Here is a 14667-nt window from a genome sequence, read left to right as displayed (position 1 = left end):
GAAACAAGGAAAAGCCGTTCGGCGCAGTGCTCAGCGGCACAGGCGCGCCATCATCTCGCTGGCCAGCGAGCCCGATGAGGCCACCTGCGGCGTGGCCCGCTGCGGCGAACGGATCGTATAAAGCGGTTCGCCGCGCGCGAAACGGCGCGGGAACAGCGTCTGCTCGACCACCGCGTACATCGACGTGGCGCAGTCCAGCACCATGCGCCGCAGCGACGACTGGATCGGCTCGCCGCTGGTCGTGTGGATGGCGCCGCCGACCGGCGCGTTGCGCATCACGACGACGCCGATGCGCGCGCCCTTGCGGCGCACCGAACGCTGGTCCAGATAAGAGATCACGCCATTGGCGCCCATCAACGGCAGCCAGCGCTGCGGGTCCGGAGCGGACGGGTCCGGCGCGGCCAGCGTCACGCAGCCTTCGCGCGGCGTCGAACGAAAGACGGTGCCGCCGTTCGGCCCCTGGCATTGATAGAGCCCGGCGGCCGCCGCGGGCAGCACCTTGCCGCGAGCGGTGTCGGCGTGGGCATCGGGACTGAGCGCGGGCGCGAGCGTCAGCGTGACGGCCAGCAGCAGCAGCGGCGCGATCGATCTGGATGCGGTGGATTCGGCGGAACGGTAACGAAACGGCGCGACGCCGGCGCTGAGAGCGCGGCGGCGCGGTGCGGGCGTGGCGGCACGAGACGACATGATGCGGGGCGCGTTGGTGAAACGGGGACGGCCCGGGGACCGGCGGCGGGCGCGGCCCACGATGATGCATGGGCCGCGCGACAGGCGGCATTGTCGCACAGCGACGCGCCGCCGCGGCCGGAACGGTCCGCCCCCAGGCCTCAGTGCCCCTGCTCTCGCCAGGCCACCAGTTCGGCGATGGTCAGCACCGGCAGATCGTGCTGCGCGGCGAAGACCAGCGCCTGCTCGTAGCGGGCCATCGTGCCATCCGGATTCATCAGCTCGCACAGCACCGCGGCCGGAGACAGGCCCGCCAGCCGCGCGAGATCGACCGATCCCTCGGTATGGCCGCGCCGGGTCAGCACGCCGCCGTCGGCGGCCACCAGCGGAAACACATGGCCGGGACTGACCACCGCGTCGAGCCCCGCGTCGTCGGCGATCGCGGCGCGGATCGTGGTGATCCGGTCGGCCGCGCTGACGCCGGTGGTGACACCGGTGCTCGCCTCGATCGACACCGTGAACGCGGTACCGTACTGGCTGCGATTGTTCTCGACCATCGGCCGCAGGCCCAGCCGCGCGACTTTCTCGCGCGTCAGGCACAGGCAGACGATGCCGCTGCATTCGCGGATCAGCATCGCCATATTGCCCGGCGTCAGCCGCTCGGCGGCGACGATCAGGTCGGCCTCGTTCTCGCGGTCGTGGTCGTCCATCAGCACCACGGGACGGCCCTCGCGCATGGCCTGCAGGGCCTGCTCGATGCGGGTCGGCAGATCGTGGGGAAGCGCCGGCACGATGGCGGCGGCAGGGTCCACGGCGGCCTGCGCGGAGGCGGCGTGGTCGGGGGAAGCGATATCGTGGGAAGAGATAGCGGACAGCATTGAAACGCTCCTTGCGTAAAGATCAACGGGCGTTTCAGGGGATTGGCGTCACAAGCGGGAGCGCGCACGAGAGCCGGCCCGAAGCCGGCCTGCGTGATCGTTCACGACGCCGCCCACTCGCGCATGGCAAGGCAACGAACCGCGGAGCCGCATGCACGAGGCACCCGACCGCGCAGGCCCGCGCCGTTCCAGCCTGACCGCAGTGAAGCGGCAGTGAAGCGGCAGCGATGCTTGCTCGCCCATCTTCTTTCATCCGGACTATGACCGTCGGCCCTGGCCTCTCACCAGGTCTGCTGACCCCGCGCGAATCCATGTACCAGACAAAGGAAAACATGGATCGACGCGGGCGCTCGCGGGCTCGCCGGCGCGTCGGAGAACGCGTTCGGCATACCGCCGGTGGGGACTTTCACCCCGCCCTGAAGACGTAACGAAACCGGCGAAACGCGCTTGCCCTTCGAGGAATCGTGGCCCGATTCCCGGGGGCGGAGGCCCGCGCCGGCGTTGCGATGTTAGCACGCGATGCGGCGTAAGCGCCCGATCTGTACTACAACTAAACGACTTGCGCCGACGCCGCGCCCGCCATGCGGGCATCGAAACCCCGGCGCCGCGCAGGCTTTCCGCGCTCTCGCCCGCGTTTCCCGTTCCCGTTTTTCTTGCCGCGATCACGATGCCATTCGACGACAATCCGCTTGCCCGCCCGTCCCGCCGCCCTTCCCCTTCCCGTCACGCCGCGCGCGCGCTGCGCTGGCTCGCCGCCCTGCCCCTGCTGATTGCCGGCAGCGCGGCATGGGCCGACCCCACCGTGCAGATCGGCTACGGCACCGACAGCCGCACCGACGTGCGCAAGGTCGATATCGCCTTCGGCTGGGACTCCGGCTTCGGCTGGGGCGACCCGATGGGCCTGCGGCTCGGGCTCTCGTGGGAGCTCAATGTCGCGCGCTGGGACAGCACCAGCGACGCCAATCCGCGCAACCTGTGGGAGATCGGCGCGCAGCCGGTGTTCAGGCTGGCGTGGCAGCGCCATCGGTGGGTGCCCTTCCTCGAGGCATCGATCGGCGTGCGGTTGATGAGCGGAACGCGAACGTCGGACAACCACACCATGTCGACCGCGTTCCAGTTCTCGGACATGGCGGGCGTCGGCATCGCGTTCGGCAAGGACCAGCGCTTCGCGATCGGCTACCGCTACCAGCACATCTCGAATGCCGGCATCAAGAAGCCCAATCCCGGCTCGGACTTCCATACCGCCTATCTGCGCTACCGGTTCTGAACGGCGGCTGGCTCGGCGTCGCGCCCCAGCGCCTCGAGCGCGAGGCGCGACGGTTCGTCGGCCGGGAAGAAGCATTCGATCCGCAGTTCCTGCAGCGTGACGTCGTGCGGATTGCCCAGCGTGGTCAGCGTCGAGAACAGCGAGGCCTGGAAGCCCTCGGCGCGCAGCACCACCGGCAGCACCGGCGGCAGCGGGCCCTCGCTGGCTTCCTCGTCGGCATGCGGCACGCCGCCCGGCCCGATCATCTCCGGATGCCATTGCGCGATGCGGGCGAAGATCTCGCGCGCGACGCGGTCGTGCGCCTGCGCCTGCAGCTCCTGCCAGACCCGGCGCAGCAGATAGCGGCCGACCTGATGGGCGTTCTCGATCAGCGGCCACAGGCCCTGCGGATCGAACACGGTCAGCATCAGGTTGATGCGCGGGCCGCCGCCGGCATCGTTGCCCAGGCCCTCGGGCAGCACCGCCGCGGGACGTCCGTCGAGCAGCGCGTCGACCATGCGGCGATAGGCACGGTTGGCGTCGCTGATATTCCAGAAGCGGTCCAGCACCACGGCGGGGTACGGCTCCTGCTTGGCCAGGATCAGCGCGATGGCCTGGCGCACCATCTGCAGCGGTGGTTCGGCCAGCGCATGCTCGCTGTACGCGGGGGCGAAGCCCGCCGCCAGCAGCAGCCGGTTGCGCTGGCGCAGCGGCACGCCGAGCCGGTCCGACAGCGCGAGGATCATCTCGCGGCTGGGCCGGGCGCGGCCCGATTCGAGAAAGCTGATATGGCGCTGCGACACGCCCGCGGCAAGCGACAGCGCCAGCTGGCTGTAGCCGCGGCGCCCGCGCCAGTAGCGCAGCAGGGCGGGAAAGTCGAGGGCGGTTTCGGAGGCGGGGGTCAGCGTGTCCATGGCCGCATTACAGCATGCGGTGCGCGCGCTGGCGATAACCTGCCAGGTAATGAACGCCGGACCGAAGCCGGACCGAAGCCGTACCGAAGCCGTACCGAAGCCGTACCGAAGCCGGACCGAAGCCGGACCGAAGCCGGACCGGCCACATGCCGATGTTATGCTTGACGGCTCGACAACACCCGCGCGCGTAGGGCGCGCAACCCGATGGAAATAGCCATCCTGCTGGCGCTGATCCTGCTCAACGGCGTGTTCGCCATGTCCGAGATCGCGCTGGTTTCGGCCCGCAAGGCCCGCCTGCAGAAGCTGATCGACGAGGGCGACCGCGGCGCGATCGAGGCGGTCAAGCTGGGCGAGGATCCGACCCGCTTCCTGTCCACCGTGCAGATCGGCATCACGTCGATCGGGGTGCTCAACGGCGTGGTGGGCGAGTCCGCGCTGGCACAGCCGCTCGGCATCTGGCTGCAGGGACTCGGTATGGCGCAGCCCACCGCAGGCTATGTGGCGACCGCGATCGTGGTCGCGGGCCTGACCTACTTTTCCATTGTGCTCGGCGAGCTGGTGCCCAAGCGGCTGGGCCAGCTGGCGCCCGAAACGCTGGCGCGCGCCGTCGCGCGGCCGCTGTCCTGGCTGGCGATCGCCTCGACGCCCTTCGTCAAGCTGCTGTCGAGCTCGACGCGGCTGGTGCTGCGGCTGATCGGCGTCAAGAGCGGCGCCGGCCCCGCGGTCACCGAGGAAGAAATCCACGCGCTGCTGGTCGAGGGCTCGGAGGCCGGCGTGATCGAGCGCCACGAGCACACCATGGTGCGCAACGTGTTCCGGCTCGACGACCGCCAGCTGACTTCGCTGATGGTGCCGCGCGGCGACGTGATCAGCCTCGACGTCGAGCTGCCGCTGGAGGAAAACCTGCGCCGCATCGAGGAGTCGGACCATTCGCGCTTTCCGGTGGTGCGCGGCGGCATGCACGACGTGATCGGCGTGGTCAGCGCGCGCCAGCTGCTGGCGCGCAAGCTGCGCGGCGAGGCCACCGACCTGGCCGCGGTGATGCAGGCCCCGGTCTATGTGCCGGAGAGCGTCACCGGCATGGAGCTGCTCGAACATTTCCGCTCGTCCGGCGGGCAGATGGCGTTCGTCATCGACGAGTACGGCGAGGTGCTGGGCATCGTCACGCTGCAGGACCTGATCGAGGCGATCACCGGCGAGTTCAAGCCGGACATCGCCGGCGACGAATGGGCGGTGCAGCGCGAGGACGGCTCCTGGCTGCTGGACGGCCTGATCCCGATCCCCGAGCTGAAGGACCGCATCGGCCTGCGCAGCGTGCCGGAGGAGGACAAGGAGCGCTATCACACGCTGTCGGGCATGCTGTTGCTGCTGCTGGGACGGCTGCCGCAGATCGCCGACTCGGTCAGCTGGCTGGACTGGAAGTTCGAGATCGTCGATATGGACGGCAAGCGCATCGACAAGGTGCTGGCCACCCCGCTGCCCTCCGATGAAGGGCCGGAGCCCGATACGACCGGCTAGCGGGAGCTATACTCAGCAGCGGACGGCGCCCGCCGTCCGCTTCCATGCGTTCCGTCCGCTGCCCGCCCGCTGCCTGCCGTTACGGAGATCCGCCATGTCCCACCTGTCCCGCTTGTCCCGCCTGTCCGCTTTGTCCCGCCCGTTCCACCGGTTCCCAGCGATGCGCGCCGCCCCGTTGGCCGCGCTTTCCTGCGCCGCGGCGCTCGCCGCCCTGCTGGCCGGCCCGGCCGCCGCCCATCACGGCTGGTCCAGCTATGACGACAGCAAGCCGATCACGCTGACCGGCAAGCTGACCGAGGTCAAATACGAGAACCCGCACGCGATGGTGCGGATCGATGCCAACGGCAAGCGCTGGCTCGCCGTGCTGGCGCCGATCTCGCGGATGCAGGCGCGCGGGGCGACCGCCGACAAGGTCGCGGTCGGCCGCGAGGTCACCATCGTCGGCTATCCCAGCAAGGAACACGGCGACGAGATGCGCGCCGAGCGGATCGTGCTCGACGGCCAGACCGTCGAACTGCGCTGATCGGCCTGCCCCGCCCGCCGTGGCATCGCTGACGGAACTCGGCGCGACGCTGGCGGCGTTGCCGCTGTCGAGCGCGCTGCGCGCTTCCGCCTGGGCCTATCCGCTGGTCGAGATCGTCCACCTGGCCGGCATGGCGCTGCTGTTCGGCACCATCGCCGTGGTCGATCTGCGCCTCGCCGGGCTCTGGCGCAATCTGCCGGTGACGGCGCTGCTGCGCCAGGTTCTGCCGCTGACGATGGCAGCCTTCGTCGCGGTGGCGATCAGCGGCATCCTGCTGTTGCTGGCGCATGCGGACGAACTGGCGACCAATCCCGCGCTGTATGCCAAGCTGGCCCTGATCGCCCTGGGGCTGCTCAATGCCCTGGCGTTTCATTTGTGGCCGTACCGGGCCCTGCAGCGGGCGGCCGGCCCGGGCGAGGCCCGCAGCGGCGCTGCCGTGGCCGACTGGAACGTCGGCGTCCGGCCGCCGCGCGCGGCGCGCACCGCGGCGGTGCTGTCGCTGCTGACCTGGACGCTGGTGATCGCGGCCGGAAGGCTGATCGCCTACGTCTAGGGAGGGCACCGTCCCCCCTTCGTTGCCCCTTCCGGCACCTTCCGCATCCGTTTTGCGTCCGCTCTGCGCCCCTTCGGCGCCCTGCCCGTTCGTCCGCCCGGCCGGCCGTTACAAATAGCCACACTGCCCTGTGCGCAGCGGGCCGCACCAATTGTAAAATCGCCCCGTTCGCAACATCTCAAAAGGAGCGCAGTGTGAAAAAAGGTTGGATTTTCGGTCTGATGCTGGCTGTGCTGCTGACCGGCTGCAACACGATGGCCGGGCTCGGCCAGGACATCCAGCGCGGCGGCCAGAAGCTCGAAGGCGCGGCGGATCGTCACAAGTAAGCCAGGCAGGCAACCCGGCAGGCCGCCCGCCAGATGCGCGGCGGCCTGCCGGCGCCTCCAGTAGTCGGCGCCTTGCTGCAATCGGAGCCTGGGCAGCGGGTGCCTTGATGCAGCCGGCGCCTTGCCGCTGCCGGCGGCTTACAGCAGCTCTTCCGGCGTAAAGGGCGTCAGCACGTCGATCCAGAAGCGCTGCGACCAGGTGGTATCCGGCTCGGTATCGAGCACCACCGCCTGCTTGCCCTGCCCGTCCACCCATTGCAGCTTGTCGTCCTCCGACAGCTGCAGCCTCCAGCTGTTGACGCCGATCGCGCCCGTGAACAGCTGCGCCACCTGCCCCGCCAGCCGCTCGTTGCGCACGATGATGCCGGTCTCGGTGTTCTGCGTGATCGAGCGCGGATCGAAATTCATCGAGCCGACGAACAGCGTGGTGCGGTCCACCACCGCCGCCTTGACGTGCAGGCTCGCCTGCGAGGACTTGAAATCCCCCACCGCGCGCTGCTGCCGATGCAGCCGTGACTTCAGCTCGTGCAGCTCGACGCCGGCGCGCAGCAGTTCCTTCCGATAGCGCTTGTAGCCGACGTGCACGATCGGCGAATCGGTCGCCGCCAGCGAGTTCGTCAGTACGCGTATCTTGACCCCGCGACGGGCCAGGCCGGTCAGCCATTCGACGCCGCGCTTGCCCGGCACCAGGTACGGCGAAATGATGATGATCTCCTGCCGCGCCTCGTTCATCATCCGCGCGACCTCGTCGGCCAGCGTGTCGTCGCTGTCTGGCAGCTTGTCGGGCTCGACCTTGGCGGGGTTGTCGACCAGCACGCTGGCGCGCGCCCATTCGAAGTTCAGCTTGCCGCCGCGGATCAGTTCGCGCGCCAGGAAGCTCTTGTTCGGATCGATCTTCTGCGGCGCCGTCATGCCGCTCGCCTCCAGCCGCTTCTGCTCGGCCTCGCGCTGCGCGGCCTCGTCGACCAGCGCCTGCTCGGGCGCGGGCGGCGAAGACGAACCGCTCGAACCGGTCGATCCACCGGAGCCCGAACCACCAGAGCCCGATGCACCGGAGGCCGATCCGCCAACGCCCGATCTGCCGGAACCCGAGCCGGACGATCCGCCCGCCCCTTCCGTTTCCCGATTACCGGCGGCCTGCACGCCCGAACCCGGCGGCGTGCCCGCCGGTCCCGGCGCCGCCTCGTTCGGATTGGCGAGTGCCTCCACCGGATAGGCGTACTGGCTGTTCCAGTACTCGTCGAAGCCCGCCGACAGCCTGCGCACCGCGGGGCCGGCCACCACCACGTCGAGATCGACGAAGTTGGTATCCGGCGCGCGCAGGAAATACGCGTTGCCGATATTGCGGCCGCCGGTCATCGCCATCGCGTTGTCGGCGATGAAGACCTTGTTGTGCATGCGCCGGTTGACCCGGCGGGCGTCGCCGACCACGCTGATGAAGCGCGTCAGCTTGGAGAAGCGCCCCGCGGGAAACGGATTGAAGTAGCGCACCTCGATATTGGGATGGCGTGCGAAACGCAGGAAGGCCGGGTCCTTGCCGTCGCTGTGCAGGTCGTCGACCAGCAGCCGCACATGCACGCCGCGCTCGGCGGCCGCGCGCACGCGGCGCAGGATCTCGCGCGACGATTCGTCGGCGGCAACGATGTAGTACTGCAGATCGAGGGAACGGGTGGCGCGGTCGGCCAGCGTGATCAGCGTGCCGTAGGCCTCTTCGCCGGACGACACCAGGTGGAAGCCGGACAGTGCCGGGTCCGGCGTACTGCGGGCGACGACCTGGCCCAGCGGCGTATCGGCCCAGCCGGCGAAGGCGGTCGAGGGCCGGCGTGGTACATCCTGCGGCAGGCTGGCGCAGGCGGAAGCGCTCAGCGCCAGCGTCACCGTGGCGAGCCAGCGCAACCAGCTCGCCGTGCGCGGCCTCGCTTTCCCCCACGACACCGCAAACGCCGTCATGCCGACTCCATCAGTCCGGATGCTGTCAGCTTAGGTGGCGCCGACGGCCCGGACAATCCGCCTTTGTCCGACAGCACGCCAACGGCCGTGCTGCAGCGCGCGAGACGCGCCGGGCTGGCGCATGCCGAGCGCTTGCCGGCGCCGGACGGACCCGGACAAGCGCCGGACAAGCGCCGGACGAGCGCCGGACGAGCGCCGCACGAGCGCCGCACGAGCGCGAAAGGCGCTCGAAAGAAGGACCGAAGGAGCGCCGAAATTGCGCGGCAGGAAGCCGGCGCTCAGCTGCGCCGCAGCGCCGCGGCCTCTTCCGCCAGCGAGCGGATGCGCGCCCAGTCGCCGCTGGTGACCGCGTCCTTGGGCACGACCCAGGAGCCGCCGACGCAGACCACGTTCGGCAGGGCCAGATAGGCCGGCGCACGCGCCGCGTCGATGCCGCCGGTCGGGCAGAAGCGCAGCCGCGGCAGCGGCCCGTTCAGCGACTTCAGCATCGGCATGCCGCCGGCGGCCTCGGCCGGGAAGAACTTCAGGAAGGTAAAGCCGGCCTCGAGCGCGGCCATCGCCTCGCTGGCGGTGGCCACACCCGGCAGCAGCGAAATGCCGGCATCGCGTGCGCCTTCGGCAAGCCGCGGTGTCAGCCCGGGCGAGACGGCGAACTGCGCGCCGGCATCGCGCACCGCATGCAGCTGCGCGACATCGAGCACGGTACCGGCGCCGACCACTGCCTGCGGCAAGGCCGCGGCGACCGCGCGCATCGCCTCGATGGCGACCGGCGTGCGCAGCGTGATTTCGAGCACCGGCAGGCCGCCGGCCACCAGCGCCTCGGAGACGCGCAGCGCCTCGTCGACGGAGTGGAACTCGAGCACGGGAATGACCGGCACGCCGGCCAGGCGGTCGATCAGCGAGGGAGATTGGCTGGGCATGGCGTTATCGGGAAGGAAGTCGGTACGGGTTGAAAGGAAGCGTCGTCCGCCGTCGCACGGCAACGCCGCACGGCAGCACTGCGAGCGCGGACCGGCGCCATCATCGGATCACCGAGACGGATTCGGCCAGCCGCGCCAGCACCGTTTCCGCCGAGGGAATCGGCGCGACCGCGCCATAGCCGGTGGTCGACAGCGCGGCGGCCACGTTGGCATAGCGGGCCGCGTCGAAGGGATCGTCGCCGGCGGCCAGCCGCGCGACGAAGCTGCCGCCGAAGCAATCGCCGGCCCCGGTGGCGTCGAGCGGCTGCACCGGATACGCGGGCACCAGGGCGCGCGCATCCGTCGTCGCCACGTAGGCGCCCTCTTCGCCCAGCTTGAGCGCGACCAGTTTCACGCCGCAGCCGAGCAGATGGTCGACGATGGCGTCGCGGTCGTCGAGCCCGGTCAGCACCGTGACATCGTCCCAGCTCGGCAGGCAGATATCGGTCATCCCGAGCGCTTCTCGCATGATGCCGCGCGCGCGGGCCAGCGACCACAGCCGCAGCCGCAGATTGGTGTCCAGCGAGACCTTGACGCCCGCCTTGCGCGCCAGCTCCATTGCCGCGAGCCCGGCATCGCAGGCGGTGTTGCTGATCGCCAGGCTGATGCCGGACAGATGCAGATAGCGCGCTTCGGCGATCGCCTGCTGCGGCAGATCGTCATGGCTGTAGCAGCTCGCCGCCGAGCCGGCGCGCAGATAGTCGAAGCGATGGCCGTGGTTGTCGTGGCTGACGAAGTAGACGCCGGTCGGCGCCCGCGGGTCGGTGCGCACATGGCGGGTATCGACACGCTCCTGCGTCCACAGCGCCAGCAGGCGCTCGCCGAAACTGTCGGCGCCCACCGCGCTGATGAAGCCGGTCTGCGCGCCCTGGCGCGCGGCGGCGATGCAGAAGTTGGAGGTATCGCCGCCGAAGCCCTGCAGATAGCGTTCGGGCGCGTCGGGCTGCTGGTTGAACTCGACCAGCGCTTCGCCGAAGGCCAGGATATCGATGCTCATGGTGCGATCGCCGATACGGGAGAAAGGGGAACGGAAGAACCGGGGAACCGGAGGACCGGAGGACCGCAAAAGCGGGAAACTTCAGAAGAAGGTCTGCACGATATCGACCACGCGCAGTTCGTCGTCCAGCACCGGAATATGCCGCCACTTGTCGAAGGTCAGGCAAGGGTGCGAGATATCGAAGGCGATCATGTCGCCGACCCGCACATCGTCGCCCGGCGCGATCCGCAGATAGGCGTGCTGATCCATCATGCCGGTGATCTCCCAGTGAGAAGGTATGGACGGCGTATCGACCGGCGCGGTTCCCCGCGCGCTTGCCCCGTCCTTTGCCCCGTCCTTTGCGTCGTCCTTTGCGTCGTCCTTTGCCCCGCGATCAGCCGAACCGGGACGGAAGTGCCGCGCCGGAATCGGCATGCCGGCATCGAAGGCGGCGTCGCGCTTGCCCATGCCAACGATCGCGCGGTCCGGCTCGGGGATCGACTGCACATAGGCCCACAGCTGCAAGGCGGGCAGCAGACTCTCCCGCATCTTCCGTGCCACCGGGTTGCGGGCCAGGATGCGCTGCTGCGCCTGCCGGTAGATGCCGACGTCGTGGGTCAGATAGCAGCCCGGCCGCAGCACGATGTCGACGGGGGCGCCGATGTCGGCGCCGGCAAATTCCTCCGCCACCACGTCGTACCAGGCCGAGCCCGCACCGGACAGCACCACCGGGCGAGGTTCGGCACCCGCGCCGAAACGGCCCTGCGCGGCAAGTTCGCGCGTCACCGCGACGGTGCGGCGCAGGAACGCGCGAATATCGGCCTCCTGCTGCAGCACGCCCTCGTAGATCTCGACGCCGGCCAGCGTCAGCGCGTCGGACCAACGGTCCAGCGCGTCCAGCACCTGCTGCTGTTGCGCGGCGTCGCGCACGCCGGTGCGCCCGCCCTCCACGCCCAGTTCCAGCAGCACCTGCAGGCGCTGGCCGCGCGCGCGGAAGAACGTGCCGAGCTGGTCCACCAGTTCGGCCGAGTCGACCAGGCAGAAGAATTCGAAATCGGGATCGCGCAGCAGGTCGGCGACGATCTCCATATTGCGCCGGCCCACCAGCTGGTTGGCCATCAGCACCCGCTTGACGCCATGCGCATGGGCGGCGGCGGTCTGCTGCGCGGTCGCCAGCGTGATACCCCAGGCGCCGGCCTCGAGCTGCCGCGCGAACAGCTTGGGCGCCATCGTGGTCTTGCCATGGGGCGCCAGCTTCACGCCATATTCGTCCATGAACCGGCGCATCCAGGCAAGGTTGTGGGCCAGCCGGCTTTCGTACAGCACCGCGGCCGGCAGGCTCAGTTCCTCGTCCAGCAGGCGCCAGCCGGTGGCGGCCTCGGCGGGCGCCAGCGGCGCCTCCAGCTTGCCGAGCGCCTTGTTCAGCGGATCGATGATCCCGCTCTGGTACTTTATATCACGCATGCCGTTGTCCGCCTTGCCGCGCCCAGCCACACACTGTGGCGCGCTGCCGAAATTTTCGATTGACGTAATGATAGCGGCGAAATTACGATATTTCATCCTTGTTATAAAGTAACACGCTGCGATGCCCCGGCCTCACCGAGGCCAGGCCCGACGTCCGGCACCCCTTCGCCAAGCCCATGCCCGCTGCCTTCGACATCCTGACCCGCATCGCCGAGCGCGGCCCGACGCTGCGGCTGGCCGAGCAGAAGGTGGCCCAGGTCATCCTGGAGGACGTCGCCGGCGCGGCCTCGGCCAGCATCAATGCGCTGGCCCGCAGGGCCGGCGTCAGCGAGGCCAGCGTCACGCGCCTGGCCAAGGCGCTGGGCTGCCGCGACGTGCGCGACCTGAAGCTGCGGCTGGCGCGCGCGACCGCGGTTGGCCAACGCTTCCTGCAGCACGAGCCCGGCACCGTCGGCGCGGACTCGGGCGCGGAAGCGGCTCCGCCCTCGCTGACCGACCGCCTGCATGGGGACGTGGTCGCCGTGCTCGAGGCCAATCGCCAACTGATCGACGAGGCCCAGATCGAACGCGCCGCGCGCCTGTTGCAGGACGCGCGCATGGTCTACGCTTTCGGCATGGGTGGCGGCTCGACCTGGCTCGCCGACGAGGCGCGCTATCGATTGGCGCGGCTGGGCCGGCCGGTCGCGAGCTATCAGGACGCGGTGCTGCAGCAGATGGTCGCGGCCACGCTCGTCAAGGGCGATGTGGTGCTGGCCTTCTCGGTCAGCGGCAGCGTGCCCGAGATGCTGGCCAGCTGCGATGTCGCGCGCGAATACGGTGCGCGCGTGATCGCGGTGACCGCGCTGGGCTCGCCGCTGGCCGCGCGCGCCGACGTGCTGCTGCCCGTGCGCGCGCTGGAGACCGATTTCATCTTCAAGCCGTCGGCCTCGCGCTATGCGATGTTGCTGGTGCTGGACGTGCTGGCCACGCGGCTGGCGTTGCTGCAGCAGGACGACAGCCAGGAACGGCTGCGGCGACTCAAGTACGTGCTGGACGCGCATCGGGGCAGCGGCGAGCGCGGCAGCGCGGGGATGCGCGACAGCCGTCAGCCGCTCGGAGACTGACCATGGCAGCGAGCTCGGACACCCTCTTCGCCTATGACACGCTGATCCGCGGCGCCACCGTGATCGACGGCTCGGGCGCCGCCGCGCGCGTCGCCGATGTCGGGCTGCGCGACGGCCGCATCGCCCGCATCGTCGACATCGATGCCGACGACGATGGCGGCGAACGCATCGCCGCCGACACCGCCGCCGAGGTCGTCGAGGCCGACGGGCTTGTGCTGGCACCGGGCTTCATCGACGTCCACACGCACGACGACACCAACGTGGTGCGCCAGCCCGAGATGACGCCGAAGCTGTCGCAGGGCGTGACCACCGTGGTGGTCGGCAACTGCGGCATCAGCGCGGCACCGGTGGCCCTGCGCGGCGAGCCGCCCGATCCGATGAACCTGCTGGGCGATGCGAGCGCGTTCCGCTATCCGAGCTTTTCGGCCTACGTCGATGCCATCGCCTCGGCGCGGCCCGCGGTCAACGTGGCCGCGCTGGTCGGCCACACGGCGCTGCGCAGCAATCATCTGGACCGGCTGGACCGCGCGGCGAGCGCCGACGAGATCGCCGCGATGCGTGCGCAATTGCAGGAGGCACTGGACCACGGCGCGCTCGGCCTGTCGACCGGCCTCGCCTATGCCAACGCCTTTGCCGCGCCGACCGAGGAAGTGCTGGCGCTGGCCGAGCCCCTGGCCCGCGCCGGCGCGCTGTACGCCACGCATCTGCGCAGCGAATTCGCCGAGATCCTCGACGCGATGGACGAGGCCTTCCGCATCGGCCGCCATGCCCGCGTGCCGGTCGTGATCTCGCACCTCAAATGCGCGGGCGTGGACAACTGGGGCCGCAGCGGCGCGGTGCTGGACGCGCTCGATGCCGCCCAGCGCTGGCAGCCGGTCGGCTGCGACTGCTATCCCTATACCGCCAGTTCGTCGACGCTGGACCTGAAGCAGGTCACCGGCGACTTCGACATCATGGTGACCTGGTCCACGCCGCATCCCGCGATGGGCGGACGCCTGCTCGCCGATATCGCGGCCGAATGGCAGGTGGATCTGCACGAGGCGGCCCGCCGCCTGCAGCCGGCGGGCGCGGTCTATCACTGCATGGAAGACGCCGACGTCGACCGCATCCTGGCGCATCCGGCCACGGTGATCGGCTCGGACGGGCTGCCCAACGACCCGCTGCCGCATCCGCGCCTGTGGGGCGCGTTCCCCCGCGTGCTGGGCCACTATGCGCGCGACCGCGAGCTGTTTCCGCTGACGATGGCGATCGCCAAGATGACCGGCCTGTCGGCCGAGCGCTTCGGCCTCGCGGGACGCGGCTTCGTGCGCGAAGGCCATTGGGCCGACCTGGTGCTGTTCGACGCCGCGACGATCCGCGACGCGGCCACGTTCACAGAGCCGATGCAGCCGGCCGAGGGCATCGCCGCGGTGTGGGTCAACGGCACGCTGTCTTGGTCGCAGCGGCGCGCCACCGGCGCGCGCGCCGGGCATTTCCTGCCGCGCGGCGAGCCGGTCCCCGCCGTCGCGGACACCATCGCGAACCGCAACGCGGACAACATCGCGGACACGTAAGGCCGCACGCTCCCCCCCTGTTTCAAGCTCACCGTTTC

The 14667-nt window shown here is 69.9% G+C and carries 14 protein-coding genes and 1 riboswitch; of the genes, 7 read left to right on the top strand and 7 right to left on the bottom strand.

The genetic code is table 11. From position 1 onward, the window contains the following. Positions 1-30 precede the first annotated feature (30 nt). Positions 31-687 carry a surface-adhesin E family protein gene (locus tag K7G19_RS01270; protein WP_150083446.1) on the bottom strand — a complete coding sequence of 219 codons (657 nt, stop codon included), beginning with the start codon at positions 685-687 and terminating at the stop codon, positions 31-33. A gap of 140 nt (positions 688-827) precedes the next feature. After that, the gene (ribB, locus tag K7G19_RS01265; protein ID WP_150083445.1) at positions 828-1544 is read right to left on the bottom strand and encodes a 3,4-dihydroxy-2-butanone-4-phosphate synthase; all 717 of its coding nucleotides are present in this window, start codon (positions 1542-1544) and stop codon (positions 828-830) included. 237 nt (positions 1545-1781) lie between these two features. Continuing rightward, a riboswitch (FMN riboswitch) is annotated at positions 1782-1972 on the bottom strand. 239 nt (positions 1973-2211) lie between these two features. On the opposite strand from ribB, the gene K7G19_RS01260 reads away from it, so the two are divergent. Continuing rightward, a complete protein-coding gene (locus K7G19_RS01260) occupies positions 2212-2811 on the top strand; it encodes an acyloxyacyl hydrolase (protein ID WP_226105319.1) in 600 nt (199 codons plus the stop codon). On the opposite strand, the gene K7G19_RS01255 is transcribed toward K7G19_RS01260, so the two are convergent. Beyond that, complete coding sequence (locus K7G19_RS01255; RefSeq protein ID WP_149318146.1) at positions 2799-3704, bottom strand: helix-turn-helix domain-containing protein; 906 nt, start codon at positions 3702-3704, stop codon at positions 2799-2801. The genes K7G19_RS01260 and K7G19_RS01255 overlap by 13 nt on opposite strands. A 204-nt stretch (positions 3705-3908) precedes the next feature. Here K7G19_RS01255 and K7G19_RS01250 point away from each other — a divergent pair, with 204 nt between their 5' ends. The 4 genes from K7G19_RS01250 to K7G19_RS01235 all read left to right on the top strand — a co-directional run bounded on the left by K7G19_RS01250 (position 3909) and on the right by K7G19_RS01235 (position 6624). Further along, on the top strand, positions 3909-5222 hold the full coding sequence (locus K7G19_RS01250) for a hemolysin family protein (protein WP_226105318.1): 1314 nt from the start codon (positions 3909-3911) through the stop codon (positions 5220-5222). Between the two features lie 94 nt (positions 5223-5316). Further along, positions 5317-5745 (top strand): DUF6152 family protein, encoded by a 429-nt coding sequence (locus K7G19_RS01245; RefSeq protein ID WP_370639462.1) that lies wholly within the window; start codon positions 5317-5319, stop codon positions 5743-5745. A 19-nt stretch (positions 5746-5764) separates the two neighbouring features. Further along, a complete protein-coding gene (locus K7G19_RS01240) occupies positions 5765-6298 on the top strand; it encodes a hypothetical protein (RefSeq protein ID WP_149318143.1) in 534 nt (177 codons plus the stop codon). Positions 6299-6492: 194 nt separating this feature from the next. After that, complete coding sequence (locus K7G19_RS01235) at positions 6493-6624, top strand: entericidin A/B family lipoprotein (RefSeq protein ID WP_149318142.1); 132 nt, start codon at positions 6493-6495, stop codon at positions 6622-6624. A 138-nt stretch (positions 6625-6762) separates the two neighbouring features. Here K7G19_RS01235 and K7G19_RS01230 read toward each other — a convergent pair whose 3' ends face one another. The 4 genes from K7G19_RS01230 to K7G19_RS01215 form a co-directional block, all read right to left on the bottom strand. Beyond that, the gene (locus tag K7G19_RS01230) at positions 6763-8574 is read right to left on the bottom strand and encodes a phospholipase D family protein (RefSeq protein ID WP_149318141.1); all 1812 of its coding nucleotides are present in this window, start codon (positions 8572-8574) and stop codon (positions 6763-6765) included. Positions 8575-8852: 278 nt separating this feature from the next. Continuing rightward, complete coding sequence (locus K7G19_RS01225) at positions 8853-9494, bottom strand: bifunctional 4-hydroxy-2-oxoglutarate aldolase/2-dehydro-3-deoxy-phosphogluconate aldolase (RefSeq protein ID WP_226105317.1); 642 nt, start codon at positions 9492-9494, stop codon at positions 8853-8855. A gap of 100 nt (positions 9495-9594) precedes the next feature. After that, a complete protein-coding gene (locus tag K7G19_RS01220; RefSeq protein WP_226105316.1) occupies positions 9595-10530 on the bottom strand; it encodes a sugar kinase in 936 nt (311 codons plus the stop codon). Positions 10531-10611: 81 nt separating this feature from the next. Then, a complete protein-coding gene (locus tag K7G19_RS01215) occupies positions 10612-11973 on the bottom strand; it encodes an amino acid deaminase (protein ID WP_226105314.1) in 1362 nt (453 codons plus the stop codon). A 176-nt stretch (positions 11974-12149) separates the two neighbouring features. Between K7G19_RS01215 and K7G19_RS01210 the strand changes: the two genes are divergently transcribed. Beyond that, entirely contained in the window at positions 12150-13076 is a 927-nt protein-coding gene (locus tag K7G19_RS01210; RefSeq protein WP_150083440.1) for a MurR/RpiR family transcriptional regulator, read from the top strand. A 2-nt stretch (positions 13077-13078) separates the two neighbouring features. Then, complete coding sequence (locus K7G19_RS01205) at positions 13079-14629, top strand: amidohydrolase family protein (protein WP_226105312.1); 1551 nt, start codon at positions 13079-13081, stop codon at positions 14627-14629. The last annotated feature ends 38 nt before the right edge of the window (positions 14630-14667 follow it).

It is taken from the genome of Cupriavidus sp. DB3, from assembly GCF_020418465.1.
Taxonomy (GTDB): Bacteria; Pseudomonadota; Gammaproteobacteria; order Burkholderiales; family Burkholderiaceae; genus Cupriavidus; species Cupriavidus cauae.
Note: the sequence above shows the minus strand (reverse complement) of the source record. Positions and strands in the feature narration are given on the sequence as shown.

Excerpts from the sequence above, each read along its gene's own strand:
- K7G19_RS01225 (WP_226105317.1), bottom strand. The coding sequence starts at position 9,494 with ATGCCCAGCCAATCTCCCTCGCTGATCGACCGCCTGGCCGGCGTGCCG.
- K7G19_RS01230 (WP_149318141.1), bottom strand. The coding sequence starts at position 8,574 with ATGACGGCGTTTGCGGTGTCGTGGGGGAAAGCGAGGCCGCGCACGGCG.
- K7G19_RS01250 (WP_226105318.1), top strand. The coding sequence starts at position 3,909 with ATGGAAATAGCCATCCTGCTGGCGCTGATCCTGCTCAACGGCGTGTTC.
- K7G19_RS01245 (WP_370639462.1), top strand. The coding sequence starts at position 5,317 with ATGTCCCACCTGTCCCGCTTGTCCCGCCTGTCCGCTTTGTCCCGCCCG.
- ribB (WP_150083445.1), bottom strand. The coding sequence starts at position 1,544 with ATGCTGTCCGCTATCTCTTCCCACGATATCGCTTCCCCCGACCACGCC.
- K7G19_RS01270 (WP_150083446.1), bottom strand. The coding sequence starts at position 687 with ATGTCGTCTCGTGCCGCCACGCCCGCACCGCGCCGCCGCGCTCTCAGC.
- K7G19_RS01220 (WP_226105316.1), bottom strand. The coding sequence starts at position 10,530 with ATGAGCATCGATATCCTGGCCTTCGGCGAAGCGCTGGTCGAGTTCAAC.
- K7G19_RS01260 (WP_226105319.1), top strand. The coding sequence starts at position 2,212 with ATGCCATTCGACGACAATCCGCTTGCCCGCCCGTCCCGCCGCCCTTCC.
- K7G19_RS01255 (WP_149318146.1), bottom strand. The coding sequence starts at position 3,704 with ATGGACACGCTGACCCCCGCCTCCGAAACCGCCCTCGACTTTCCCGCC.
- K7G19_RS01210 (WP_150083440.1), top strand. The coding sequence starts at position 12,150 with ATGCCCGCTGCCTTCGACATCCTGACCCGCATCGCCGAGCGCGGCCCG.
- K7G19_RS01215 (WP_226105314.1), bottom strand. The coding sequence starts at position 11,973 with ATGCGTGATATAAAGTACCAGAGCGGGATCATCGATCCGCTGAACAAG.
- K7G19_RS01205 (WP_226105312.1), top strand. The coding sequence starts at position 13,079 with ATGGCAGCGAGCTCGGACACCCTCTTCGCCTATGACACGCTGATCCGC.